This window comes from Lysinibacillus sp. NPDC093216, from assembly GCF_050280325.1.
Lineage (GTDB): Bacteria > Bacillota > Bacilli > Bacillales_A > Planococcaceae > Lysinibacillus.
On the sequence record NZ_JBNNVB010000013.1, the window covers coordinates 78,305 to 103,877 of the forward strand.

The 25,573-nt window shown below is 37.4% G+C and carries 23 protein-coding genes and 1 riboswitch; of the genes, 2 read left to right on the plus strand and 21 right to left on the minus strand.

From position 1 onward, the window contains the following. Window positions 1-16 precede the first annotated feature (16 nt). From ACQKOG_RS15325 to ACQKOG_RS15340, 4 genes are all read right to left on the minus strand, one after another. Window positions 17-769, minus strand: coding sequence for an SDR family NAD(P)-dependent oxidoreductase (locus ACQKOG_RS15325; protein WP_402871373.1), 753 nt, complete (start codon window positions 767-769; stop codon window positions 17-19). Further along, window positions 769-2,511, minus strand: coding sequence for a methyl-accepting chemotaxis protein (locus ACQKOG_RS15330; RefSeq protein ID WP_370079228.1), 1,743 nt, complete (start codon window positions 2,509-2,511; stop codon window positions 769-771). The genes ACQKOG_RS15325 and ACQKOG_RS15330 overlap by 1 nt, the downstream gene beginning before the upstream one ends. A gap of 108 nt (window positions 2,512-2,619) precedes the next feature. Continuing rightward, a riboswitch (cyclic di-GMP riboswitch) is annotated at window positions 2,620-2,705 on the minus strand. 230 nt (window positions 2,706-2,935) lie between these two features. Further along, window positions 2,936-3,130, minus strand: coding sequence for a hypothetical protein (locus tag ACQKOG_RS15335; protein ID WP_142510112.1), 195 nt, complete (start codon window positions 3,128-3,130; stop codon window positions 2,936-2,938). Between the two features lie 264 nt (window positions 3,131-3,394). After that, window positions 3,395-3,889, minus strand: coding sequence for a DUF1456 family protein (locus ACQKOG_RS15340; protein WP_370079226.1), 495 nt, complete (start codon window positions 3,887-3,889; stop codon window positions 3,395-3,397). Between the two features lie 206 nt (window positions 3,890-4,095). On the opposite strand from ACQKOG_RS15340, the gene ACQKOG_RS15345 reads away from it, so the two are divergent. Further along, on the plus strand, window positions 4,096-4,293 hold the full coding sequence (locus ACQKOG_RS15345) for an alpha/beta-type small acid-soluble spore protein (RefSeq protein WP_053483023.1): 198 nt from the start codon (window positions 4,096-4,098) through the stop codon (window positions 4,291-4,293). A 63-nt stretch (window positions 4,294-4,356) separates the two neighbouring features. Here the strand turns inward: ACQKOG_RS15345 and ACQKOG_RS15350 are convergent, their stop codons facing one another. The 5 genes from ACQKOG_RS15350 to ACQKOG_RS15370 all read right to left on the minus strand — a co-directional run bounded on the left by ACQKOG_RS15350 (window position 4,357) and on the right by ACQKOG_RS15370 (window position 10,669). Next, a complete protein-coding gene (locus ACQKOG_RS15350; RefSeq protein WP_402871366.1) occupies window positions 4,357-5,568 on the minus strand; it encodes an MFS transporter in 1,212 nt (403 codons plus the stop codon). Between the two features lie 556 nt (window positions 5,569-6,124). Further along, the gene (locus tag ACQKOG_RS15355; RefSeq protein WP_427447250.1) at window positions 6,125-8,080 is read right to left on the minus strand and encodes an FtsX-like permease family protein; all 1,956 of its coding nucleotides are present in this window, start codon (window positions 8,078-8,080) and stop codon (window positions 6,125-6,127) included. After that, on the minus strand, window positions 8,070-8,834 hold the full coding sequence (locus ACQKOG_RS15360) for an ABC transporter ATP-binding protein (RefSeq protein ID WP_427447252.1): 765 nt from the start codon (window positions 8,832-8,834) through the stop codon (window positions 8,070-8,072). The genes ACQKOG_RS15355 and ACQKOG_RS15360 overlap by 11 nt, the downstream gene beginning before the upstream one ends. A gap of 105 nt (window positions 8,835-8,939) precedes the next feature. Further along, window positions 8,940-9,887, minus strand: coding sequence for a sensor histidine kinase (locus tag ACQKOG_RS15365; RefSeq protein ID WP_427447254.1), 948 nt, complete (start codon window positions 9,885-9,887; stop codon window positions 8,940-8,942). 74 nt (window positions 9,888-9,961) lie between these two features. Continuing rightward, complete coding sequence (locus tag ACQKOG_RS15370; protein WP_370079215.1) at window positions 9,962-10,669, minus strand: response regulator transcription factor; 708 nt, start codon at window positions 10,667-10,669, stop codon at window positions 9,962-9,964. Window positions 10,670-10,918: 249 nt separating this feature from the next. Here ACQKOG_RS15370 and ACQKOG_RS15375 point away from each other — a divergent pair, with 249 nt between their 5' ends. Continuing rightward, window positions 10,919-11,791 carry a GNAT family N-acetyltransferase gene (locus tag ACQKOG_RS15375; protein ID WP_370079367.1) on the plus strand — a complete coding sequence of 291 codons (873 nt, stop codon included), beginning with the start codon at window positions 10,919-10,921 and terminating at the stop codon, window positions 11,789-11,791. A 51-nt stretch (window positions 11,792-11,842) separates the two neighbouring features. On the opposite strand, the gene ACQKOG_RS15380 is transcribed toward ACQKOG_RS15375, so the two are convergent. The 12 genes from ACQKOG_RS15380 to ACQKOG_RS15435 all read right to left on the minus strand — a co-directional run bounded on the left by ACQKOG_RS15380 (window position 11,843) and on the right by ACQKOG_RS15435 (window position 25,426). Further along, the gene (locus tag ACQKOG_RS15380) at window positions 11,843-12,811 is read right to left on the minus strand and encodes a tRNA dihydrouridine synthase (RefSeq protein WP_370079365.1); all 969 of its coding nucleotides are present in this window, start codon (window positions 12,809-12,811) and stop codon (window positions 11,843-11,845) included. A 515-nt stretch (window positions 12,812-13,326) separates the two neighbouring features. Further along, on the minus strand, window positions 13,327-13,515 hold the full coding sequence (locus ACQKOG_RS15385; RefSeq protein ID WP_132363450.1) for a hypothetical protein: 189 nt from the start codon (window positions 13,513-13,515) through the stop codon (window positions 13,327-13,329). Further along, on the minus strand, window positions 13,515-14,888 hold the full coding sequence (rlmD, locus tag ACQKOG_RS15390; RefSeq protein WP_370079207.1) for a 23S rRNA (uracil(1939)-C(5))-methyltransferase RlmD: 1,374 nt from the start codon (window positions 14,886-14,888) through the stop codon (window positions 13,515-13,517). The genes ACQKOG_RS15385 and rlmD overlap by 1 nt, the downstream gene beginning before the upstream one ends. Before the next feature lie 264 nt (window positions 14,889-15,152). Beyond that, window positions 15,153-15,275: a cytochrome bd oxidase small subunit CydS gene (gene cydS / locus ACQKOG_RS15395; protein ID WP_255350000.1), complete on the minus strand. Its 123-nt coding sequence runs from the start codon at window positions 15,273-15,275 to the stop codon at window positions 15,153-15,155. Between the two features lie 13 nt (window positions 15,276-15,288). Next, window positions 15,289-16,314 carry a cytochrome d ubiquinol oxidase subunit II gene (locus tag ACQKOG_RS15400; protein ID WP_427447259.1) on the minus strand — a complete coding sequence of 342 codons (1,026 nt, stop codon included), beginning with the start codon at window positions 16,312-16,314 and terminating at the stop codon, window positions 15,289-15,291. After that, a complete protein-coding gene (locus ACQKOG_RS15405) occupies window positions 16,311-17,657 on the minus strand; it encodes a cytochrome ubiquinol oxidase subunit I (protein WP_370079201.1) in 1,347 nt (448 codons plus the stop codon). Before ACQKOG_RS15405 ends, ACQKOG_RS15400 begins: the two co-directional genes overlap by 4 nt. A 373-nt stretch (window positions 17,658-18,030) precedes the next feature. Beyond that, window positions 18,031-18,945, minus strand: a complete 915-nt coding sequence (locus tag ACQKOG_RS15410) for a diacylglycerol kinase (RefSeq protein ID WP_370079199.1) — start codon at window positions 18,943-18,945, stop codon at window positions 18,031-18,033. A gap of 134 nt (window positions 18,946-19,079) precedes the next feature. Then, on the minus strand, window positions 19,080-19,640 hold the full coding sequence (locus ACQKOG_RS15415; protein WP_370079197.1) for a thioredoxin family protein: 561 nt from the start codon (window positions 19,638-19,640) through the stop codon (window positions 19,080-19,082). Window positions 19,641-20,481: 841 nt separating this feature from the next. After that, entirely contained in the window at window positions 20,482-21,909 is a 1,428-nt protein-coding gene (gatB, locus tag ACQKOG_RS15420) for an Asp-tRNA(Asn)/Glu-tRNA(Gln) amidotransferase subunit GatB (RefSeq protein ID WP_370079195.1), read from the minus strand. Window position 21,910: 1 nt separating this feature from the next. Next, complete coding sequence (gene gatA / locus ACQKOG_RS15425; protein WP_427447264.1) at window positions 21,911-23,374, minus strand: Asp-tRNA(Asn)/Glu-tRNA(Gln) amidotransferase subunit GatA; 1,464 nt, start codon at window positions 23,372-23,374, stop codon at window positions 21,911-21,913. A 24-nt stretch (window positions 23,375-23,398) separates the two neighbouring features. Continuing rightward, window positions 23,399-23,686, minus strand: coding sequence for an Asp-tRNA(Asn)/Glu-tRNA(Gln) amidotransferase subunit GatC (gene gatC / locus ACQKOG_RS15430; protein WP_010857153.1), 288 nt, complete (start codon window positions 23,684-23,686; stop codon window positions 23,399-23,401). Between the two features lie 606 nt (window positions 23,687-24,292). After that, window positions 24,293-25,426, minus strand: a complete 1,134-nt coding sequence (locus ACQKOG_RS15435) for a CamS family sex pheromone protein (RefSeq protein ID WP_370079189.1) — start codon at window positions 25,424-25,426, stop codon at window positions 24,293-24,295. Window positions 25,427-25,573: the final 147 nt, after the last annotated feature.

Consider the following 25,573-nt stretch of genomic DNA (forward strand, 5'->3'; position numbering starts at 1 on the left):
TCCTTAGTTTTTCACATTAACCGTTCATAACGACTCCGCCATTAGGCGTTAACACTTGACCTGTATAGAAATTCGCATTTTCTGAAGCTAAAAATAACACAGTCTTTGCGATTTCCTCTGGTTGAGCTAATCGTTTTAACGGATATTTAGCAGACTCTTCCTCTACATAATTCTCTCCGAATTCCTTTAGGATGTCTGTAAATGTACCACTAGGAGCTACTGCATTGACTAGTATTGAAGGTGCTAACTCTCGTGCCAAAGCCTTCGTAAATGCATTAATGCCACCCTTTGCAGCAGAATAATGCGTAAATTCCTCACAACCTAAACTACCAATATCAGAAGAAATATTAATAATTTTTCCGTTGTTTCGTTCTTTCATTCTTTTTGCTGCTTCTCGACAATTGTAGAAGCAACCATATAGATGAACTTTAATCATTTTATCCCACTGCTCATCTGTTAAATCCGTAATACTTGAAGCCTGTGCGAAACCAGCGTTATTGACAAGAATATCAATATCACCTAACTGTTTGTCCAAATATTGATACATAGCTTGAACTTGCTGTGAATTCGATACATCTGCATTAAATTTTATAGCCTGTACACCAAACTTTTCTGCTTGTGCACGAACCTCTTCTGCCTCGTTATCATCACCAATATAATTGATACATACATTGGCTCCTTGCTCGGCAAAGCCTAAAGCAATGGCTTTGCCGATTCCTTTACTTGAACCCGTAATTAGTACATTTTTTCCTTTAAAATTAATTTCCATTATTGACCGTTCTCCAATTTGAATTTTGCTACAAGTACCTGTAATTCTTCTGCTGTTTTTCCTAATGAAGAAGATGCCTCTTTCACCTCTTGCATGGTCGTCAATTGCTCTTGTGTTGCATTTGACACATTCGCTGAGAATTCAGATGACTGCCCCGCAGATTGCTTAATATTATTAACAGATGCTGCTACCTCCTCCGAAGAAGCTGAAATTTGTTGAGATGCAGCTGAAATTTCACGTATCTGACTTGCAACTTCTTCTGATGAAGTGAGAATTTCTTTAAAGATTTCTCCTACTTCGTTTGTAAACTCCATACCAGCCTTTACATCTTCTTTCCCTTTTTCCATAACCGTGATAGAGGCGTTAGAATCAGCTTGAATAGTACTAATTAAATTGTATATTTCCGTTGCAGATTGAGATGATTGTTCCGCTAATCGTCTAACCTCATCAGCGACAACCGCGAAGCCTTTCCCATGCTCTCCAGCTCTAGCAGCTTCGATTGCCGCATTCAATGCTAGTAGATTTGTTTGATCTGCTATGGCTGTAATAAGATTTACGATATCGCTAATTTTTTTCGTATTGATATGTAATCCGTTTATTGTTGTACCGATTTGTTCAACAGAATCATTAATCAACTCCATTTGTGCAATGACTTGCTGAACAACATGATTTCCACGTTCTGAAGCTTGCGAAGCAGAAATAGATGATTCAGCGGCCGTATTAGCAGAGTCAGCAATTTGCTGGATGCCTGTCGCTGTTTCTTCCATAGCAGCAGCTGTTTCCTCAGTCATTACCATTGAAGCCTCAGCGTTTTGCGTGATTTGTCCCATGTCTTGAGCAATAGTTGTTGAGCTGTTATATGTTTCCGCTGCATTAACAGTTAGCTGATTAGCAGCAGAAGAAACGTTGTCAGATGTATTTCTAATATTTAAAATGATATGTTGTAAATTCGAAACCATCGTATTAATAGATTTAGATAAATTTCCGATTTCGTCCTTCGTTATTTCTAAATCTACATTTACTAATTCCCCATTCGCTACTTGATTTGCAGCGTTCACTACTTTCTTAAGTGGTTTTAATAGACGATCAATAATTATGTAGAGTAAAACTAATAGAAGTAAAATTCCAATAACAGCTATAACAATTTGTTTTATGACACTTGTTTTAATGATGGTATTTATGTAGTCCGCGGAATAATCGATACCTAATAACGCAATAAGCTTGCCATTGTCATCTTTAATAGGGGTAAACACAGTTCGCCATGAACCATAAGGATCTTCGAAAATATCAGTTACAGCAGTGCTATTATTTTTAATTGCCAATTTAGCTGTTTTTACATGTTCATCTGCTAAATCAGTAAAGATTTCACCCGCTTCATAGACATCATTCAAATTAGATGTATAGCCGATCGGGTTAACGCCACCTGCGTCCTTCACATCCCAAATATAGCTCCAACTCATAATACCTTGTTCTTCTTGGATCTTATCGAGTTGCTTTTGAATTTTCTTAAATTCAGCATTAGTCTCTCCCTTTTCAGTCAATAAATCTTTAACCTCATTACTATCAAGATTCATAGCTGTCAATAAACCAACACTTTTCAACTCTTGTTCTAAATCAACAGACATTCGATTGTTTAATTCTCTAATACTTTGCGTAGTAATAATAGCAATTAGAAGCAAAACAATAATAGAAACCGTTAGTAAAAGTTTGTTTTTTAATGAAACATTTTTAAACAACTTCATGATTATTACTTCCTCCTTTATCGTATTTTTGGCAAAAAAAAGAACCTATTTCAAAAGAAACAGGCATCAAAGAATATGACTAGCAATATATATACTTAACTAGTACTCCTTTGCAGCTCAGCCATCCTAGTATTTATTACCTTAGATCTGTAGCTTTGCGTCTCTACCTTTCAGTAGATTTGCCCATCTTTTTCCTCCTCAAATTAACACAATGGGTAAAAGTAGTCAATGTTACCAGTTGAAAAACCACATAATATTTACTATTTTACTATTACAATAAAATGAACAATATTACATAATTTTCTCGGCTCATCCGCAATTCTCTTCAGAGAAATTAAAAACAGCTACAACGCAATATTGTAGCTGCTACTATAATTTTAAATAATCAATTACCCCTAAATGATTATTCAAATTAAAGATATATCTATTTTAGTGTCATGTATAAGACTGACGGTATAAATGATAAAGCAAACATACAGGAATACCACATAGATGTACGGCGTAATGAAAAACGAACTTGTTTCTTTTCTGCATAAAAAATGTCTAACATCACTGAAGCAACAACAAGTGGGATCGTAACACATGCGAAAGCAACTAATAAAATGTTTAAACCAAACATAAAAGCACCCCTCTGTTCGTGAACATTTATTTTTCCTCTTTGTGACAACTTTATGTCAATTTCAGTGTACACAATTTCGTCACAAACTGTCAACTACATTCAACTAAGAAAAACGTGCTTTTTGCAGAATATTTTTATCGTAATAGAGATTTTATGTAAAACCTTTCACAAAAAAAGCAACTGCAAAATTGCGGTTGCTTTTTTAATCATTAATTCATTGATTCTTTATCAAATTTTACACTTGACAATTCACAGGAGACGTTTTTAATCTCTATATTTATCTGTAAGCCCTCTTAAGAAATTTCTCACAAAGCGATCGCCACATTCTTTATAGTTACGATGACTTGGATTTCTTAAAATGGCACCTAATTCACCTTTTGAAACGCTAACGCCCCCATCATATAAAATATCGAGCATCTCCTCACTCGTTAAGGCTAACGCAATCTTCACTTTCTTTAATAGCATATTATTAGGGCTTTCTTTTCCTGAAACAGGTAGTGGGCCTTCTGGTTGACCAGACTTAGACTTTTGCGGACCTCGTTTAAATGTAATAAATCCATTTAAAAAAGCCTCTACCATTTTATTATTACATTTAATGTATTCTTCTGGTGCTTCTTCCTCATCATAAACTTTAATAAGCATGTTCAATACTTCTTCCTTCGTATAGTCCATGCCACCTAGCTGAAAAATTTTAACCATATCTGTATTTTTGATATCTAATGCATATCTTAAACGGATTAAAATATCATTGTTCGTCATTTTTAAAAAACCTCCATTTTAACTGTAAAAGCGCTTCTAATAATCCTATCCAAATTGAAGCATTACTTTATTATAGCAGAGACATTCACAATTTTAGTTAGCTTTCCAAAAGTTACTTTACTATAGTATTTAGAATGTGCATTTTATTTTTTAACATGTATGATTAGCTAACTCTCGACCATTCTAATCACAAGGAGGTGAGATAAATGGCTAATCGTAGTTCAAATAAGCTTCTAGTTCCCGGTGTACATGAAGCCGTTAATCAATTGAAATATGAAATCGCACAAGAATTTAATGTACAATTAGGGCCAGAAGCCTCTTCTCGTGCAAACGGTTCAGTCGGAGGAGAAATAACAAAACGCCTCGTAGAAATGGCTGAAAAACGTTCAAAAGGTTTATTATAATAATAATTCAAAAAGAACGAATCCCTTTTTTAAAATTGGAATTCGTTCTTTCAATTTTAATTATTAAATTTCAACCGGTTGTAAAGCCTCTCTTGCCCCTTTTTTAAGAGTTAGCATCACGATAAAGGAAATGCAATATAAGGCTGCTAAATAGATCATTACGACCGTCATATCATAACTTTGAAGAATATAGCCGACAAAGATCGGTGAAAATCCTCCAATTGCTCTACCGAAGTTAAAAATCGTGTTTGTTGCTGTACTTCGAATTTGCACCGGATAGAAGCTACTAATTAAAGCTCCATACCCTGCGAACATGCCGTTTGAGAAAAAGCCAACAATTGCACCACCGATTAAAATTGCGACACTTCCTGTGGCATAGGAGTATAAAAACACAGCACATGCTGAAGCAAGTAAAAAGAAACCAAAAGCACGCTTTGCTCCAAATCGGTCCATAAATCGTCCGAATGTTAGCATCCCGATAATCATGCCAACTGCTGTACTAATTGTCCAAAGTGCCGAGCTTGAAACGGATAGACCTTGAGATTTTTGCAACATAGATGGCAACCAAATCATTAAGCCATTGTAACCAGCAATTTGAACAGTTGCCATAACGATTAATGAGATTGTCGTCATCGAAGTTCGAGGCGTTTCAAATAGCTGCACCAACTTACCTTTTTCATGTTGCTTATCGATTTTTTTATTTCTCTGAGCAGCTACCCACTCTGGTGATTCCTCAAGATTTTTTCGCACAATGAATGCGAAGATGACAGGTAACACACCAACAAAGAATAAAGCTCTCCATCCTAAAGTCGGAAGTATAACGGCACTTAGTAACGCTGCTAAAATAACTCCGTATTGAGCGCCTACACTAACATATGAAGAAGCTCTTCCTTGCTTATTCTTCGGCCAAGCCTCGGCAACAAGCGCTATACCAATGCCGTATTCACCCCCTGCACCAAGACCAGCAATAAATCTATACATATAAATTTGTTCAATATTTGTTGCTAATCCAGTTAAAGCTGTACCAAGCGCAAACAACAAGACGGTATAAGTAAACACTTTTACTCGCCCATACTTATCAGCTAAAACTCCAAAAATAATGCCGCCTAACAGCATGCCAATATTCGTTACGGAAGAAATCAGTCCACCCGTTGCAAAATCAATGTTAAATTCCGAAATAATCATTGTCATCGCAAAGGAAATAAACATAATGTCCATCCCTTCCAACGTTAAACCAGCTACTGACGCTACCACTGTTTTCTTACGATAATCCATTCTTACAATCCTCCAGTTTCTTGTTGATCAATTATGCCTCGGCATAATTGCGTCCGGAATCGGCTTTGTGCTTGCACAAAGAACTCCCTTCCGATTTAGTGACATCTGCCGGAGGCTTTAACTTCTTTCAGTGGATGTTTAGGCACCCGCTGAAAAGTGATTTAATACCGCATTCATCTCACCACCTATAGAGGTGGGAGACTTCTGCTGAAAGAAGTTAAATCTCTTTTAGCCTATTTGAGGGAATGGATTACACAATTCTTTTCCATTCTCTTTTGAAGCCTCACGGGACTTCCTTTAAAAGAGGTATAATTGGCAAAATAAAAAGCCCTTCTGTCACAGAGGACAAAAAGGGCATGCGAAAACAAAGATATTGTTAGCTTAAAAAATATCATGTAGCCCTTTTCAGCCTCTCTGGACCGTATTAAAGGAAATTTATTTCGTTCATTTATATCGTTCTACATTCTATAAGATTATTATCGAAAAAGCAATGTTTTATAGTAGAAAAAATCACCTTATCCCTTAGAAAGTAGCGATAAAATGATTTTTTTATGCTTCATTTTCCCTGTGATAGATGAGAAAACATCTTCCTCCTTGTATATAGATAAAATCCTATTTGAATGATAAGGTAAATTCCTGAAATGCTAAAGAACTGCCATAGTATTTCTGGATTCCTTATGACACCGCCAACATCATTTGCCATAGAAATAACATATAGAAAGGCTAAGCCCATGCCTGCTAGTGTTGAGATAAAGAATATGATCTTCATCTCCCTTGATATCATTCGCTTTACTTCTGTTGCAGTAATCCCTATATTATAAAGTTTTTGATACTTTACTTGTTCTTTATCGATCTCTGAAAAAAGATTTAAATACACTAAAATAAAGGACCCAAAAAAGAAGATAATACTCAAAAAAGTCATGACAAAGAATAACATACCATTAGAATGGATATTACGATAATGGCCTCCTATTTTAGAGGCAATTTTGAATGGGTTCTCTTGTGATACATTCTTTCCTCTAACATCTACAATTGATGGGGTCTTTTCATTATTATATCTTTCCTCTAAGCCTTTAACAGCCTTTGTTGTCTCTTTCCAGCTGACAACGTTAATTAAATGGAGATTCGATGCGAAACCATGTACATTCGCTTTAAGAAACTCGAATTCGGAATTACTGACAATGATAAAATCGGAAACACCCAAAAGAGAATTAATATTACTTTCAATAATAGATTTTTTTAGTGAATAAGTGATATTGCCTTTTCTACTTGGGATTGTCCACTCTAGAATATCTTCATTCGCATCCCCTGCATACTCTGGTTCTACATTCAAATAGTGAAGATATTCTCGTCCTTGTAATATTACCTCTCTAGAAGTTAATGCATTAAAATGATCCACTGTCATTATGTTATAAAGGTTATACCAACCATCGTACGTTTTATCATAGTAAGAATATAATGGAATCACTATATGCTTTTGAACAGGATTTTCTTTATTATTTAATACTGCATCGAATTCTCCTATAGACAAATTATCTTTCGTTTCCGGTTGGAGAAATGCTATATCAAAAGGATTTTGATTCAACACTTCCTTTTCATTTAACGTATACGTGGTTAATATGATAGTACTGTACAGAATGGTTATCATAATCATCATTGTCACCATCATTAAAATAGAGGTGAACTGCTTAAATTTATAGTCTATACTCGTCAATAACAATAATTGTCGATAAAAAAATTCATTATTTTGTTTCGCTAGCTCTATAAAAAAACTCATAAACTGAGAAAGACAAAGATATAAACCTACAGTTGTTATGGTAAACCAAATATATAGAAATTCACCAGCATGTGGACCAATATACGTAATAAAAAGCCCCAGAACTGATCCAATAATCAATATAAGTCCAAACACTCCAAGCTTCGGACTTTTTAATTTAATTGATTCTGCAACCTTATTGCTTTTTAAGCTTTGTATAAGATTTCGATTCAAAATAAGATAAAGTGATTTACCAATCGCAAAAAAGTAGATGATGATGAAAGTGATAATAGGAAAGTAAAGCATCTTGCTATTTAACTGAAAAGCAATTTCCTCTAAGCCTACACTATTCATAAGAAGTAAAAAGAATAGCCGCGAAAATACGCCCCCTGACAGAAGCCCGATAACTATAGAAAGAAAAGCAATAATGGCATTCTCTAATAGTAATAGTTTGCTAATATCGCGATTGGTCATCCCTAACGTTATGAATAGCCCAAACTCGCTTTTTCTTCTTTTGATAAAAGTACCATGTGCATATGTAATGAAAAATATCATAAAAACGATCAAAGCAATTGCAGGTACATTCAACACATAATCCAGAGATTCTAGCTTTTTAACTTGTTCGATTTGCTTATTGAAATAGAGGGTGGAAAACATAAAGAAAAACATAACGACAAAGCTATTACAGACCAAGTATAAAAGATATTTTTTATAATGTACCTTTGCCATTTTCCATACAACTTGCTTAAATGTCATGGGCTCTTCCCCCTAAGACAGCTAGATTATCAATGATTTGATTGAGAAATTCTTTCTTATTGCCTTTTTTCACAATGTAAGAATGAATAAAGCCATCTTTTATAAAGACTACTTTTTGACAATAACTAGCTGCAAAGACATCATGGGTCACAAGAAGAATGGTTGCCTCAAGCTCTTGAACGATCTTTTCAAAGCATTCCATAATTATTTCTGATGTTTTCGAATCCAAATTTCCTGTTGGTTCATCGGCAAATATAATACTAGGCTCGTTAACTAGTGCTCTACTAACAGCCGTACGCTGCCCCTGTCCACCCGATATGTAATAGGGATATTTATTCAAGATCGTATCAATACCAAAAAGCTTAGATAGGTTTTGTACCTTCTCCTCCATTTCAGCCGCGCCTTTCTTTTCCAGAATCATTGGCAACATAATGTTTTCTTTTACCGTTAAGCTATCTAAAAGGTTAAACTCTTGGAAGACGAATCCTAATTGTTGTCGGCGAAATAAAGCTAATTCATCAGCGCTCATTTCACTTATAGCTTTGCCTTCGATTGTAACTTCACCAGAGGTTGGCTTATCTATCCCACTTAATATGTTAAGTAATGTTGTTTTTCCGCTCCCGGAAGGTCCCATAATGGCAACAAACTCACCTTTCTTCATTGATAAGCTTATTCCTCCCAGTGCTGTCGCGGAACCTTCTTCTAGTGATTCTCCGTATATTTTAACTATATTTCTCGCATCTAAAATAACCATTGTTCTTCCCCCCATGGAAATCGTTATTAAATACCATTCTACGTCTCAAGTGGAATTGCAAAAATTTGATTCACTAAAAAAACCTTACAGCTCTGTAAGGTTTGGTTATACTTGAGACAAATGGTTTTTTGCTGCTTGCCATCGAATCGTTACAGTTGTACCTCTCGACACTTCAGATTGTATGGCAATCGTTTGTCCAAGCTTGTCTGCTATTTTTTTACTAATATAAAGTCCTATACCTGTGGAATTGGGCATTTTCCTTCCATTTTCTCCTGTGAAAAATGGTTGAAATACTCTATCCTCATCATAAGAAGGCATACCAATCCCTTCATCAATAATGGATAATGTGATGTACTCCCCGAGACGTTCAATCTTGAAAATAAGCTGTTTCTTCCCGCTTTTTAAGCTAGAATATTTAATAGCATTGGAAACAATCTGGTCCAATAAAATTTCGTTCCATTTTACATCAGTAACTACAAAGGCTTCTTCTTCATCAAATTCAATTACTGGAAATATAGAATGGGAAATACATTCCCTTTTTCGCCCATTAATGACTTTTCGCAAAGTAGTAAGTAAATCAACTGCATTTATGTCCAAATCCGTTTCAAAGCTTTCCATTCTCACCATCGTTAACGCTTGCTCTATTGAAGTATGTATTCGTTTGTTTTCTCGCTGAATTTTTTCAAAAAGGACAGTAGCATCCTCTGTTTTTTCTTTACTAATGATCAGTTCTATTATAGAAACAGGCGTTTTTAAAAAGTGCATCCAATGGGATAAAAAATATAGACTTTCATTTTTCTGTTCCTTCATTGTATTGTATTTGCGAGTGTGTTCACTTATATTTTTCTGTAGCAATTGATAAAACGCCTTCTGTTCCTCTGAATGTGGTTGTAATTCAACAAATTGCCCCATCAACATAAGCTCAATGGCTTTGTTCGTTTGATAGTAGTTAAGCCAATCTATTACTAAATACACAGTTAATAAAAATAATCCTATCGATAATGGATAAAAAATTTCATCATTTGCCGGCTCATTTAGATGAAAAAAGGTCATAACGCAAACCATATTTATTAAATAAAATATGATTAGTCGGAACCTATCTTTTAAAAATTTTATTAAAATATGCTTTAACATTGCGAACCCCTCGTAGAATTAGAATGGTGAAACATATACCCTACTCCTCTTTTGCTCTTGATTACTTCAGCATATCCTAATTCAGATAGTATATGCTTTATTCTCGTCATATTAACAGTTAATGTATTGTCCTCTACGAATGTAATTGAGTCCCACACTTCCTCAATTAGCTCTTCTCTTGAAACAAATGAATTCCTATTATCTATTAATTTTTTCATTAATTTATATTCATTTTTACTAAGGTTAATCTTTTTCTCACGGAAAGTTAAAACAAGTGTATCGGCATTAATACATAGCTGACCAACACACGTAAGTTTTTGTTCTTTTGCTGCATATTCTCCATAAACTCTTCTAGTCGTCGCTTTCACCTTTGATTGCAACATGTCAAACGTAAATGGTTTCGTAATATAGTCATCAGCCCCAAGTTCAATAGCCATAATCTGATCTAGTTCTTGATTACGAGCAGAAATAATTAAGATTGGTACATTCGACTGCTTACGAAAAGCTCTACATAAATAATAGCCATCATAATAAGGTAAATTAATATCTAATAAAACTAAATCAGGATTAATTTTCGTAAACTCATCCTCTATATTCAAAAAGTCTTCAGGCTGTACAACAGTATACCCATAGCGCTCCAAGTTTTCTTGAATAAGCGCACTTAATTCATTATCGTCTTCAATAAGCATAAGTTTGTACATAGTTAATTCTCCTTTTGGGAAGTGGGTAACAGCTATTTTAGAAAGAGTTATTTAAAGAATCATGCTTAGGAGCACTAAACACCATGTTACATATAATACCATTTTATAATATATAATGTATAAATGTATCGATACGGGGAACTCGCATAGCTAACCTTCTAAACTGCAAAATCCCAACTACTGAAAGGGGGGGTTATTTTGAGCCATTCATCAACAGAAAATTTCATACGTAACTTTGAAAATGGAGACATGCCTTTACTTGGCGAGTTGTACCGATCCGTAACAGCAAAAGAAAATGCAACATTTTGGTGGGTCGGGGATGAAGATAATTGGAGTAACGTTTATTGTGCATTTGAAGATGGGGAAATGGTCGCTAAGGGGCAAGTGAGCATCATTAACGTTGTACCTCCTGGTCGTTCAAAAGAGAATAATCACTCCATATACGTTAATCTTAAAACCATTTCTGAAAGAGAACATGACATTGCTCTGCTCGACAAAGTCTATCAATATCTTTTCACAAGAGCAAAGCAATTAAAGGAAACTTTGCCTAAAGAATATGGAACAATACTTTGTGTTGGTAACGATTCGGAAGAAACAGCAAACAATCAGTTTTTTATCCAAAAAGGATACCTCCCTCTGAATAGTTTGTATAGTATGAATCGAGATTTGAATGAACCGATTCCTGAGTTCAAACTTCAGGAGGAGTTTCAATTCTCACACTGGAACATGGAGACATCTAGCGAGGAAAGAGATTACCTTGATATAGAAGCTGAAATTTGGCCTGACGCTCCACTTGGTCTTAATAGGTTACCTGAATACAAGAATAACAAGCTATGGACATCCATGGTCATACGTCAAACAGACACTATTGTTGGCGGACTGATGGCATGGCAAGAAGAAGACTACGGTGTAATAGAGGACGTTTTTGTCCGTGTACCATGGAGGAAGCGCGGCATTGCCCAGTATTTGCTTACACAAGCTTTGAAATATCTTAAGTCACATCAGCTACAAAAAGCTACTCTCATGGTACTAACTACAAATAAATCCGCCTTATCTCTATACGAATCAGTTGGCTTTTATACGGATACAGAAGAGATAAGATACTTTACAAAACTGAATTAGGCAACAAAAAAGAGGGGTTCATTGCCCCTCTTGTCTATTTACCGTCCTTCGTCAATCAACATTGTTTGATTCGAAGTTATCAAGCAATGCACGTACTTCATCTGTTGATTTCGTGTTCATCAATTGATTTCTTAATTCACCAGCTCCACGGAATCCTTTAACATAAATTTTGAAAAAACGATGAAGCCCTGTGATGGAACGTGGTAGTTCTTCCGCATATTGATCTTGAAGATCCAGCTGCAGTCTTAAAAGATCAAGGTACTCTTTACTGCTATGCTCTCTTGGCTCCTTTTCAAAAGCAAAAGGATTTTTAAAAATACCTCGCCCGATCATAACGCCATCAATGCCATATTGTTCAGCAAGCAGTAGCCCAGTTTGACGGTCAGGAATATCACCATTGATTGTTAGCAACGTATTTGGAGCAATACGGTCACGTAATTTTTTGATTTCCGGAATTAACTCCCAATGCGCATCTACTTGGCTCATTTCCTTTCTTGTACGTAAATGAATAGAAAGGTTCGCAATATCCTGTTTTAAAATATGCGTTAGCCATTCTTCCCACTCATTTACATCGTTAAAGCCAAGTCGTGTTTTCACGCTGACAGGGAGTCCGCCCGCTTTTGCTGCTTGAATAAGCTCTGCCGCAACGTCTGGACGCAAAATAAGGCCACTACCCTTCCCTCTCGATGCCACATTCGGTACAGGGCATCCCATATTAATATCAATGCCTTTAAATCCTAGCTCTGCCATGCCAATACTCATTTGCCGGAAATATTCGGGATTATCTCCCCAAATATGTGCCACCATTGGTTGTTCATCTTCTGTAAAAATCAAACGGCCACGCACACTTTTCATGCCCTCTGGATGACAATAGCTATCCGAGTTTGTAAACTCTGTAAAAAATACATCCGGTCGACCTGCTTCACTTACTACGTGACGAAAAACAACATCTGTCACATCTTCCATTGGTGCAAGTACAAAAAATGGTCGTGGTAAATCACGCCAAAAATTATCTATCATTTCAAACTCAATTCCTCTCAATATGGATACAACTTCAAACTCTTGGTCAAAAAAATACGAAGCTAAATGTTCCACTTCGTTTACACTTATATCATGCTTAATAATTGATTATCAAATACAAGTACATTTTGTCATTTATAATTTGTGTAAATCGGCAATGTTTATTTTAACGGAAATCGGTCCTGAATGGTATGTTTATAAACAAAAAGTAGATGGCATAGATTTTTGAACTGAACCCCGAATAGTGGACACTTTATTCCAAAAACATAAAAAAGCAATTCAAGATAACGGTTAATTTATCATAAAGCAATCGAATTATAAACCCTTTGATATCAAACCCACGTTCTTGAACTGCCTATTATAATGTTCTGATACCAATTATGAGGTGTATAATTTTCATCACATATATCAAAAGTAACCTCTTCTATTCAAGCATAAGATTCAACCAAAACCTTTCTATGCTTACACAAAAAGGATGGAATATTCACTCCATCCTTTCAGAGTTCTATCATTTACTAATCAATCACCCGAGCAACATCCCTACCACAAGTCTTGCATTTCCCCTTCAATACAGGGGCATATTCTCCCTCTTGTATCGTGTACTTCACAATTGTCGTTACACCACAATTGCCACAAAATACGTTTTTCACGAGCATTTCTCTGATATCTTTCGGGATAGAGAGCCATTTTTTTGCTGCGTCCATTATGATCGCTCCTTTAGAGTTAGTTCCGTAACAACCTCCACATGCGTCGAATGCGGGAACATATCTACAGGTTGAATTTCCTGCGTTTGATAGCCACCATCCACCAAAACTCGAAGGTCACGTGCTAGTGTAGCTGGGTTACAGGACACATAAACAACGCGCTTTGGACGTTGCTCTAAAATTGTCTTTAGAAGTGCCTCATCGCAGCCTTTGCGTGGTGGGTCTACTACTAAAACATCCGCTTCTTTGCCTTCCTTATACCAGCGTGGAATTACTTCCTCTGCTGGACCTGCCTCAAAATACGTATTAGTGAAACCATTTAATTCTGCATTGCGCTTCGCATCTTCAATAGCTTGCGGTACAATTTCAACACCCATAACAGCCTTTGCTTTTTGTGCAAGGAATAATGAAATTGTGCCGATACCACAGTAAGCATCAATTACTCGTTCATCACCCTGCAAGTTAGCGTAATCTAATGCTTGCTTGTATAGGACTTCCGTTTGCTCAGGGTTTACTTGGTAAAATGAACGAGCTGATATTTCAAAGCGAACATCGCCAATTGTATCAATAATAACGTCCTTGCCCCATAGGTTTACGGTTTCATCACCGAAAATAACGTTCGTTTTGTCGCTGTTAACGTTTTGCATAATTGATGTTACATTCGGGACAAGCTTCTGAATTGTCGCAACAGCAGCTTCTTTTTGCGGGAATTTTTTCTTTTTAGTTACAAGAACAACCATAACTTCACCAGTTGCTCGTGCTTTACGAATGACTACATGGCGTAGCATTCCTTCATGTGTTTGCTCGTTGTATGGTCGAATACCGATTGCCGCTAATTCCTTTTTCAAACCTGCAAGAATTGCGTCCGCTTCCCCTGTCTGAATTAAGCAACGCTCCATATCCACAATGCTATGTGACTTCGTTTTATAGAAGCCAGCAATAGCTTGTCCTGCTTCATTTGAGGAGAAAGGTATTTGTGCTTTATTACGGTAATGCCAAGGCTCTTCCATGCCTTTCACAGGTAAAACAGACGCATCAATTTTACCAATGCGCTGCATGACATTACGCACCATATTTTCTTTCCATTTTAACTGCCCTTCATAAGACAGGTGCTGTAATTGGCAGCCGCCACATTGCTTGAAATATTCACAAGGCGCATCTACTCGGTCTGGTGATGGTTTTAGAATTTCTGCCACCTTCGCAAAGCCGTAATTTTTTAACGTTTTTAAAACATGTACTTCCGCCGTTTCATTAGGAAGTGCACCTTGGATAAATAATGGATAGCCATCGACCTTTGCGACGCCATTGCCATCATGTGTTAAATCTTCTATATAAACTGTTAGTCGGTCATTCTTTTTCACGGGTGCTGACATTCGTACATCCTCCATTTCAATCTCTTTATTGTAGCATGTTGTGGCGGATGAAAAAAGAACAAGGCTTAATATTAACCGCTCGGGTGTGTTAAGGAAGTGATCGGGTTAGCCCAAAAAGTGATCCGCTCTGCTCCCAAACTGCTCGGCTGGACCCAAATGTGATCCGCTCTCACCCCAAGCTGATCAAAAAAAGTAATCTGCTCTGCTTACCCGAGTACCCTAACAAATACATCTTCCCCTTTATACGAGTAGAAAAAAGAGCCGCTATTCGCGACTCTTTCCCTCTTTCCTCACTGTGTGGTAATCTCTAGGTGCCCACCAGAAAGCAGCAACTACTCCGAGGATGACAACTATAAATGGCGCATAAAAAATTAAAAAACTAGCCATAATTTTATCCCTCCTATACGTGATTGTCTTCTTTTCCAGTCACATAATTTTTGTTGAAGAGGAATAATTTCAACAACAAGAACAGTGATGGAATAAGCAGACACAGTCCTAAAATAAACGCAATGACGAGTGCGATCGCCATTTGTGTACTTGTAAAGCTATCGTAAATTGTTAAATACGGATACAGTAAATATGGATATTGTGCAATACCATATGCGAAGAATGCCACTGCAAATTGAGCAATCAATAATCCAACCGCAAGACCGTAATTTTTTCGCATCCAAATTAACACTACAGTAATAATAAATAATACGGCTGAAATGGCGAACATCCACCATAAATTAACCATATGATCGTAACTTTCAGGATTGATGAATTTCATTTCGTACATAATGCCGAGTGCACTCACCATCAAGGGTATCGCCCAAGCAAGTGCGTATCTTCTCATTAAATTCGTGGCTTCTTTATCTTTTGCTTTGTGAGCGTACCAAGTTAAAAACACGGCTGAAATATAAAGTACAGCTGCAATGCTCAACACGACAATACTCCAAGCAAATGGGCTCGTATACAATGTCCAGTAATTTAAGACTGGTTGCCCGTCAACAATATCAACATAGCCACCAGCAGCAATCGCGAATACAACAGAGAGTGAGGCTGGAATGAGCAAGCCTGCTATCCCATACGTCAGCGTGTAACCGATATGTCCACGTGCACCATATGATTCAAATGCATAGTAAGAGCCTCGTATTGCAAGAAGCACTAGCGAAATACTAACAGGGACAAGTAATATCGTTCCATAATAGAAAGCTGTTTGTGGGAAAAATCCAACAATCCCAACAAAGAAGAATACTAAAAAGACATTGGTTACTTCCCAAACAGGTGATAAATAACGCTTAATAATATTCGTTAAAATATGATTTTTTCCGATGAGTAGGCTATAGGCATTAATAAAGCCTGCACCAAAATCGATTGAAGCTACAATGACATAGCCAAATAGGAAAATCCATAAAACTGAAATACCTAAAATCTCTAATGTCATAAGATGTCACCGCCTTTTTCAGCATGGCGATCTTCTATTTCTCGCTCAATTGGATTCTTTTTGAACATACGAATTAAAACCACCATACTTCCTACTGCTAATACGGCATACACACCTGTAAACAACAGCATCATTAAATCTACATGGTCACTCGTTGTGGCCCCTTCTGGTGTTCTCATTAATCCATATAAGATCCAAGGCTGTCGTCCAACTTCAGCAAGCCACCATCCTGCTTCAATCGCAATAATAGAAAGTGGTCCACCTGCAACAACAATCCATCTAAACCAACGTGAATGAATAAACTGCCAATCACGTGCTTTCCCGCATACATAAACCAATGAAACCAATGCCATGAACATACCGATAAACACCATGAGATTAAAGAGGTAATGGATATATAGTGGTGGTCGATCTTCTTCAGCAAATTGATCTAAGCCAATTACCTCTGCATTTGGATTATTATGTGCTAAAACGCTCAAAGCATAAGGTACTTTAATAGCATATTTTACTTCTTCCCCATCTAATACACCAAATAGTATAAGAGAAGCTTTGTCTCCCGTTTCAAAATGCCACTCAGCTGCAGCTAGTTTTTCTGGCTGATATTCCGCTAAATACTTTCCTGAAAAGTCTCCAATAATTGCTGAAGCAATGGAGAAAATCAGACCAATCTTCATAAGTAGTAATAAAGATTTTTTATGATATATATGCTTAGAACCTCTAAGCAGACGGTATCCTGCAATTGCTGCTAACACAAATGCGGATGTCATATAGGCTGTAACGAGAACATGTGCTACCTTTGTCGGCATTGCTGGATTAAACATTGCTAAAAATGGTTGAATATTCACAAGTTGGCCGTCCACAATATCAAATCCTTGTGGCGCATTCATAAACGCATTGACAATTGTTATAAACACAGCTGACATCGATGCACCGACTGCAACCGGAATTAACAGTAGCATATGCTTCTTCTGACTATCGAAGCGATCCCAAGTATATAGGTAGATGCCTAGAAAGATGGCTTCAAAGAAAAATGCAAACGTTTCCATGAAAAGTGGTAATGCAATTGTCTGACCGGCAAGCTGCATAAAATTCGGCCATAGTAAAGATAACTGTAAGCCAATAGCTGTCCCTGTGACAACGCCGACTGCAACCGTAATAACAAAACCTCGTGCCCAACGTCTCGCCATTAAAATATAGTGCTCATCATTCTTTTTATACCCAGTCCATTGTGCGATCATGATCATTAACGGTACTCCAACACCAATCGTTGCATAAATAATGTGGAACGATAAAGTTAGTTCCGTTAATGCTCTACTCCAAAAGACTGCTGATTCATTCACCATTTCATTGCCCCCCTAACCTCCAAATATTCTTCCAAGTATGGAAAGTAGCATGATAATTGCAACACCAAAGCTTAGCCAAATGAGCTTTCTTTCCTGTGACTTATACAAAGGCAACACTTCCTTTCCCTTATCTCTACCCCATTTTCCACCATTGCAACGAAAAAAACCTTTATAATGGACCGGAATTTCGGCCTATTATAAAGGTTTCAAATTTTGTTCAAGTAATATACGCACATTTGCCAAACATTTTTCTTAATTCATTCACAATACCAATTATAGGAGGAAATTACCCCTACATATAGGTTTTTTTACCGATTTCACCCATAAAACAAGGCTTCCTCCTAAATTGAGAGCGTCCTGTTCTAATATTTCATTAAATACGGTCTTCTTCACGAATATCTTCTAGTGGAACAAAAATCTCAATATGGCGCTTTAAGTTTTCAAATGTAGCAGGCGCATCCCCACCATACTCACCATCTAAGTTTAAATGTATTTCATCTTCAGTAGATACTTTTACGACACTTGCCTTTTTATAAATGACACGATCATCATTCAAATGCTCGCCTCTTAATGCCATTGCGGCAAGCTGAATAAATTCAGGCAGGCTTACTTTTTTCAATACTAATAAAGTAAAGTAGCCATCATTAATACTCGCGTCAGGTGCAAGCTTTTCAAAGCCACCCACTGAATTTGTTAAGCCGCATAAAAACATCATGGCATCCCCATCAAACACTTCGCCATCATATTCGATACGCATGTGGGAAGCTTTAATTGATGGAATCATTTCTACTGCTTTTAAGTAATAAGCAAGCTGTCCTAGCATTGTTTTCATTTTACTTGGCACTTCATACGTTAACTCTGTAATACGCCCACCAGCGGCAATATTGATGAAATAGCGTTCCCCATTTAATAAACCAACATCGACCGGCAACGATTCACCTTTAATAATAATGTCAACTGCAGCTTCAATATTTCGAGGAATCTGCACAGCACGAGCAAAGTCATTTGTTGTGCCCATCGGAATTAGACCCACTTTCGGTCGGTTCTCAAATGGACTGACACCTGAAACAACTTCATTTAATGTGCCATCTCCACCAACTGCAATGATTATATCAAAGCCACGTTCAACTGCATTTTTTGCTGCAATGGTTGCATCGCCTTCACAAGTTGTTGCGTGACAAGATGTCTCATAGCCTGCTACCTCTAATTTTGCCAATACTTCTGGTAGATGCTTTTTAAACACTTCACGCCCAGATGTAGGATTATAAATGATTCTTGCTCGTTTCATAACATACCTTCTTTGCTTCATAAGATTCTATTTCTTTCAATGAATTATTCGTTTAAATGTTGCATTAAGCTTCCAATAGTCAACAAAAGCAAGGCATGTCCTCATTCTCTGACATGCAGCCTTACGATTTACAATTATTGTAATGCAGCTGTTACTTGCTTTTTAAAATCTTCATAGACAAATGTCCAATATGATTTATTCGTAATGTTCTCTTCACGAATTTCAGCATATAGCGCTTTTTGTGCATCTTCAAATGTAGGATCTTCTTTATCTGGTAAAGTAGCTCGTTTACTCACTACTAATTCCTGTAATTCTGGTGCACGTGGACCCCATTTTCCAACAACCTGACCAGCATCATCTAATAAAATATAAATTGGAATTGCACGGCCACCGTTTGTTAAATAGCGATCAATTAAATCTGTATCAGCATCACGTAGTACTGCGCGCATTTCTAACCCTGCTGCCTCTGCAACTCGACGAATAACTGGATTGTTTAACATTGCGTCCCCGCACCAATCCTCAGTAATTGTTAAAATTTTTGGTTGCTTGTCCTTCAGAAGTTCGATAAAGCCATCGTTTAGTGGCGCATCGAAGCCATCATAAATACGGAAGCTTTCCTCTTTTAACGTCGTCATATTATCCATATATTGTTGAATTGAAATCGCATCATTGAAATATTGTTGTTCAGTTTTCATTGATTGACCTCCTAAATTTTTATTATGTTCTATTCTATATTTTGCTATGAATACTCTTTGAAGACAACTATTAAGTGCTAATTTGGTATTTTTTAGTCATATTACGATAAAATTAGATCATCACCATAACGTACGGTTGATTTCCGTTCCAGCTGGGCGCTTTGTTGCTGTCGCTTCGCTTTCGCACAGATAAAACATTTGTTGCTGTCGCTTCGCTTTCGCACAGATAAAACATTTGTTGCTGTCGCTTCGCTTTCGCACAGATAAAACATTTGTTGCTGTCGCTTCGCTTTCGCACAGATAAAACATTTGTTGCTGACGCTTCGCTTTCGCGCAGAGCAGAGCTTCCTGGGGCCATCCGATGAGCCGCTTGGGGCAACAGGATGTTGGTCACGTAGGCGTTATCACAGGACGTGATGACTTTAGCCTTCGTTCCCCTATATGCTCGCTCCAGGGTCTCGGGCCAACACGATGTTGGTCACGTAGGCGTTATCACAGGATGTGATGGTTTTAGCCTTCGTTCCTCTATCGCTAATCCCCAAGGAGTCGCCCAGCCTCCACTCCAATCAACTTATTTACATAGTAGAAGTTTTAACAAAAGTCATCCACAACTTTTGGTGATGAACCATAAAATTAAGTTCAATGAGCCGTTTTTTAATATAACTCCACTTCGGAAAGGTCAATATGTAACCTTTCTAAACTACTACCTGTTGATACTTTATGGTAATGGGGGCATTTTATCTTGTTATAGATACCCCAAAGAGTCTTTTGTATGTATATTTTTTAAAATAAAAAGCCAAGAAAACGAATTTGCTCTCTTGGCCTTCTATTGTAATTGCAATTAACGTTTTGCAATTTCTTGTTGTAATAATTTATTGACCATTGGTGGGTTCGCTTGACCTTTAGTAGCTTTCATAATTTGACCAACTAAGAAGCCGATAGCGCGATCCTTACCGTTTTTGAAGTCTTCGATTGATTGTGCATTGTTGTCTAGAACTTCTGTAACGATAGCAAGTAATGCACCTTCATCAGAAATTTGAACTAAACCTTTTGCTTTAACGATTTCTCCTGCAGAACCGCCTTTTTCTACTAATTCAGCAAATACTTTTTTACCGATCTTAGAAGAAATTGTACCGTCAGTGATTAATTTCACCATTTCTGCAAGGTTTTCTGGTGTTAATGCAGTATCTTTAAGGTCTTTTTGTTCTGCATTTAGGTATGCAGAAACATCACCCATAAGCCAGTTTGCTGAAAGCTTTGCATCCGCATCTTTAGCTACCATTGCCTCGAAGAAGTCTGAGATTTCTTTTGAAATAACAAGAACTCCTGCATCATATGGTGTTAAGCCTAATTCTTCAACATAGCGTTTTTTACGAGCATCTGGTAGCTCTGGAATTTCTGATTTTACTCGTTCTAACCATTCATCATCGATTGATAGACGAACTAAGTCTGGCTCTGGGAAGTAACGATAATCATCTGTTCCTTCTTTCACACGCATAAGAATTGTTTTACCTGTTTTTTCATCGAAACGACGAGTTTCTTGATCAATTACCCCACCTGAAAGAAGGACATCAGCTTGGCGTAATTCTTCGTGCTCTAAACCACGGCGAACATAGTTGAAAGAGTTCAGGTTTTTAAGCTCTGTTTTCGTACCGAATTCTTCTTGACCGTATGGGCGGATTGAGATGTTGGCATCACAACGTAAAGATCCCTCTTCCATTTTACAGTCTGAAACATCTGCATATTGGATGATTGATTTTACTTTTTCAAGATACGCATACGCTTCGTTTGGTGTACGAATATCTGGCTCAGAAACGATTTCTACAAGTGGTGTACCTTGACGGTTAAAGTCAACTAAAGAGTGGTCGCCACTGTGAGACAGTTTACCAGCATCTTCTTCCATATGAAGACGTGTAATACCAATACGTTTTGTATAACCATCTACTTCGATATCAACCCAGCCGTTTTTACCGATTGGCTTATCAAATTGAGAAATTTGATAAGCTTTCGGATTATCTGGATAGAAGTAGTTTTTACGGTCAAATTTTGTTTCTTGTTCGATTTCCATATTTAGTGCAAGTGCTGCACGCATTGCGAAATCTACAACATTTTTATTAAGTACAGGTAGGACACCAGGATAGCCTAGGTCGATAACTGTAGTATTTGTATTTGGTTCAGCACCAAAATGAGCTGGTGCTGGTGAGAAGATTTTTGAGTTCGTTTTTAACTCAACGTGTACTTCTAAACCAATGACTGTTTCAAAGTTCATGTTATTTTCCCTCCCAAATTTGAGGAACTTGTTTATGGAACTCCGTTGCTTGTTCAAAAGCATGAGCTACACGGTAAATTGTTGCTTCATCGAAATATTTACCGATAATTTGTAGGCCTAGTGGTAGACCATTTTCAATACCACATGGGATTGAGATGGCTGGCACACCAGCTAAGTTCATAGGAATCGTTAAAATATCATTTGCATACATCGTCATTGGATCATCAACGTTTTCACCAATTTTGAATGCTGGTGTTGGAGAAGTTGGTCCAATAATTACGTCAAAGTCTTCAAATACTTTGTCGTAGTCTGCTTTGATAAGTGTACGTGCTTGTTGAGCTTTTTTGTAGTAAGCATCATACGTACCTGCACTTAGCGAGTAAGTACCAAGCATGATACGACGTTTTACTTCATCGCCAAAGCCTTGTGCACGTGTTTCTTTATAAAGGTCCATCAAATTATTAACATTTTCTGCACGGAAACCATAACGGATCCCATCAAAACGAGAAAGGTTAGAAGACGCTTCAGAAGAAGAAAGAATATAGTATGCTGCAAGTGCGTATTTCGAATGAGGAAGTGATACTTCTTCTACTGTAGCACCTAAGCCTTTTAATACTTCTAATGCTTCAAGCACTGATTGTCGTGCTGCTTCGCCAACACCTTCACCAAGGAATTCTTTTGGCACAGCGATACGTAAGCCTTTTACGTCACCTGTAAGGGCTGCTGCGTAGTTTGGTACTTCTACGTCTGCAGAAGTTGAATCGTTTGTATCTAATCCTGCGATTGCTTCAAGTAAAAGGGCGTTATCTTCAACATTACGTGTAATTGGTCCGATTTGATCTAAAGAAGATGCAAATGCAACTAGACCAAAGCGAGATACACGACCATATGTAGGTTTCATCCCTACAACACCGCAATATGCTGCTGGTTGACGGATTGAACCACCTGTATCAGAACCAAGTGAGAATGGTACTTCACCTGCTGCTACTGCTGCTGCAGACGCACCTGAAGATCCACCTGGTACGTGGTTTAAATTCCATGGATTTTTTGTTGTTTTATAGTACGAGTTTTCATTTGAAGAACCCATTGCAAACTCGTCCATGTTTAATTTACCGATAGTGACCATACCAGCTTCGCGTAGCTTTTTAACTACTGTTGCATCATAAATTGGCATAAAGCCTTCTAGAATTTTAGAAGCACAAGTTGTTTCTAAACCTTCTGTCACGATGTTGTCTTTAACACCGATAGGGAGACCAAAAAGTGGTCCACGCTCTTCAAATGGCACTTTATCCATTTCAGCTGCTTGTGCAGTTGCTTTTTCTTCGTTTGAAGCAAGGAAAGCTTGTACATCGCCGTCAAGCTTTGCCACACGTTCGTATGCTTCTTTTGTTAAATCAGCGATTGTTAGGTTACCCGCTTTAATGTCAGCTTGTAGCTCCTTTGCTGAACGTTCAAATAACGTCATGAGGAATCCTCCTATGTTTTAGTATTACATGATAGCTGGTACTTTTACTTGACCATCTTCTTGTTCTTTTACGTTTAACATCATTACTTCACGGTCTAAGCCTTTTGTTGCCACATCTTCACGCATTACGTTTACTAATGGTAAAACATGAGTTGTTGGTTCAACATTCGTTGTATCTAACTCGTTTAGTTGCTCTGCGAAGTCTGTAATTTTACCAAGCTGTTCAGCAAATTTCTCTGCTTCCTCTTCCGTAATTGCAAGACGTGCTAAATTTGCAACGTGTTTAACTTCTTCTTTTGTTAATTTTGCCATTTTTCACACCTCCGAATACTCACTCAATTCATTGTTTTTATCGATAACAATAGGGTTGAATAAAGTTAACCATGCAAGTAATCATAACATTTTTCATATTAAAAATCACAACTTTCACCAAAAATAAAGAAACTTTCACTACTATGACGAAGTGTTGTCTTTAGGGACTGCTTTTCGAGTCCTTCATATAGACTTCGCTTTTCAGGAGTAGGGCATGGGTTGTGTGCTGCGCTCTTGAGACAGGGAGGCTTTCCGTCGATTCGAAGACTTTATCCGTCGCTCTGACGAATCTTTCCGTCGCTTTCGCTTTTCTATCCGTCTCTTCGGCGGGACTATCCGTCGCTCTTGTTTCTTTCCGTCGATTCGAAGATTTTATCCGTCGCTCCGGGGTATCTTTCCGTCGCTTTCGCTTTTCTATCCGTCTCTTCGGTGGGACTATCCGTCGCCCTTGTTTCTTTCCGTCGATTCGAAGACTTTATCCGTCGCTCCGGGGTATCTATCCGTCGCTTTCACTCTAAAGAGTCTATCCAACACTCTGATTAATTCTTCCAACGAACTCATTTTTCTTCCCATAAAAAATATAGTCAGCGCGAGGCTGACTATATTTTAATAGATATGGACGTATGGTTCCTTTTCGCTGGCATTCTTTACGATCAATGCCTCTGGACCATTTATTGAGGTAATATTTACTTCAACATTGATGTTATCAAATTGATTGATCAAAACACCTGTTAAATATTGAGTAAAGCCTATTATTTCAGACTTGCCGTAGAATTGGATTGGCACTTCAATCGTTAGCTTTTGAATTTTTTTATCTTGATAGAAGCCTGTTCCTATTACACTAGTATAATTAGAAAAGTATTTATCTACATCTTGTTTAAAATTCTTAAAGTTATTGCTAACATCTCTGTATACATCCTGTGATTCACTCGTTGGGAATAATACATATTCTTCGTCGATACCTTTCCAATTAGCTACGTCGTTTTGTCCTGCTTTTGCTACGCCATAGCTAAAATACGTTCCTGGAATAATGTCATTGCGAGCTTTTTGTTTAAACAAGCCTACTACAATCGGTATATCTTTCAATTCATCACGAGTTCTTAGGCGGGATACAATTTCAGCGGCCATTTTCTTTCCTTGCTCAATGAGTTTTGCCTCCGGAATTGGTTGCTCATAGTACTCTCCATATTTTTCTTTTTGATAGTAATAAATAGAGTTTAAGGAAAGTCCTATCGAAATACCGCCTAATTTCACTTTATTATCACTAGTTTTTGTTAAATAATTTTGCTCAACAATATGTGATAAATAGATTGGGGCCTTAGTTGCACGTTCTTCTGCTGGCATTGAGTCCGTCGTTGGAGGATTTAAACCTTCCTTCGTTTGTGAACTACGTGCAAGCCAATCTGTCACTGTGCTTTCCGCTAAATATTGCCCCTCTTGGAAGAAGTAGTTTTCTGTGTCAAACTCATTTTGAGAAAGTCGCATTAAACCTGTTTCTACTTCCTTCATATCATATTTCGTAAAGATATTTGAAACTACTAATCCTCTGCTAGCACTTTGTTTATAAGGTGTTAGCGTTCTATAGTATGAATCATCAATCTGTATGCTTGGAATAATCGTTGTTTCCGCTTTTTCCTGTTGCGTCTCCTGTGTAAGCTCTGTTTCCTTCTTATTAGAAGGCACACAGCCGACTAGCATTGCAGCAGCGACAATTGCTGGAATGAGTCGAAATGACTTCATTATTTTTATACTCCTTTACTGTAAACCAAATTCTGCTCGACGAATTGTTCATACCCTACCTATGGGCAGAAAGAGACATATATATAATGCCTCTATTCTCCACCAAGTGGGTATGACTTCATCATACTTTACTATAATATTTGGCTC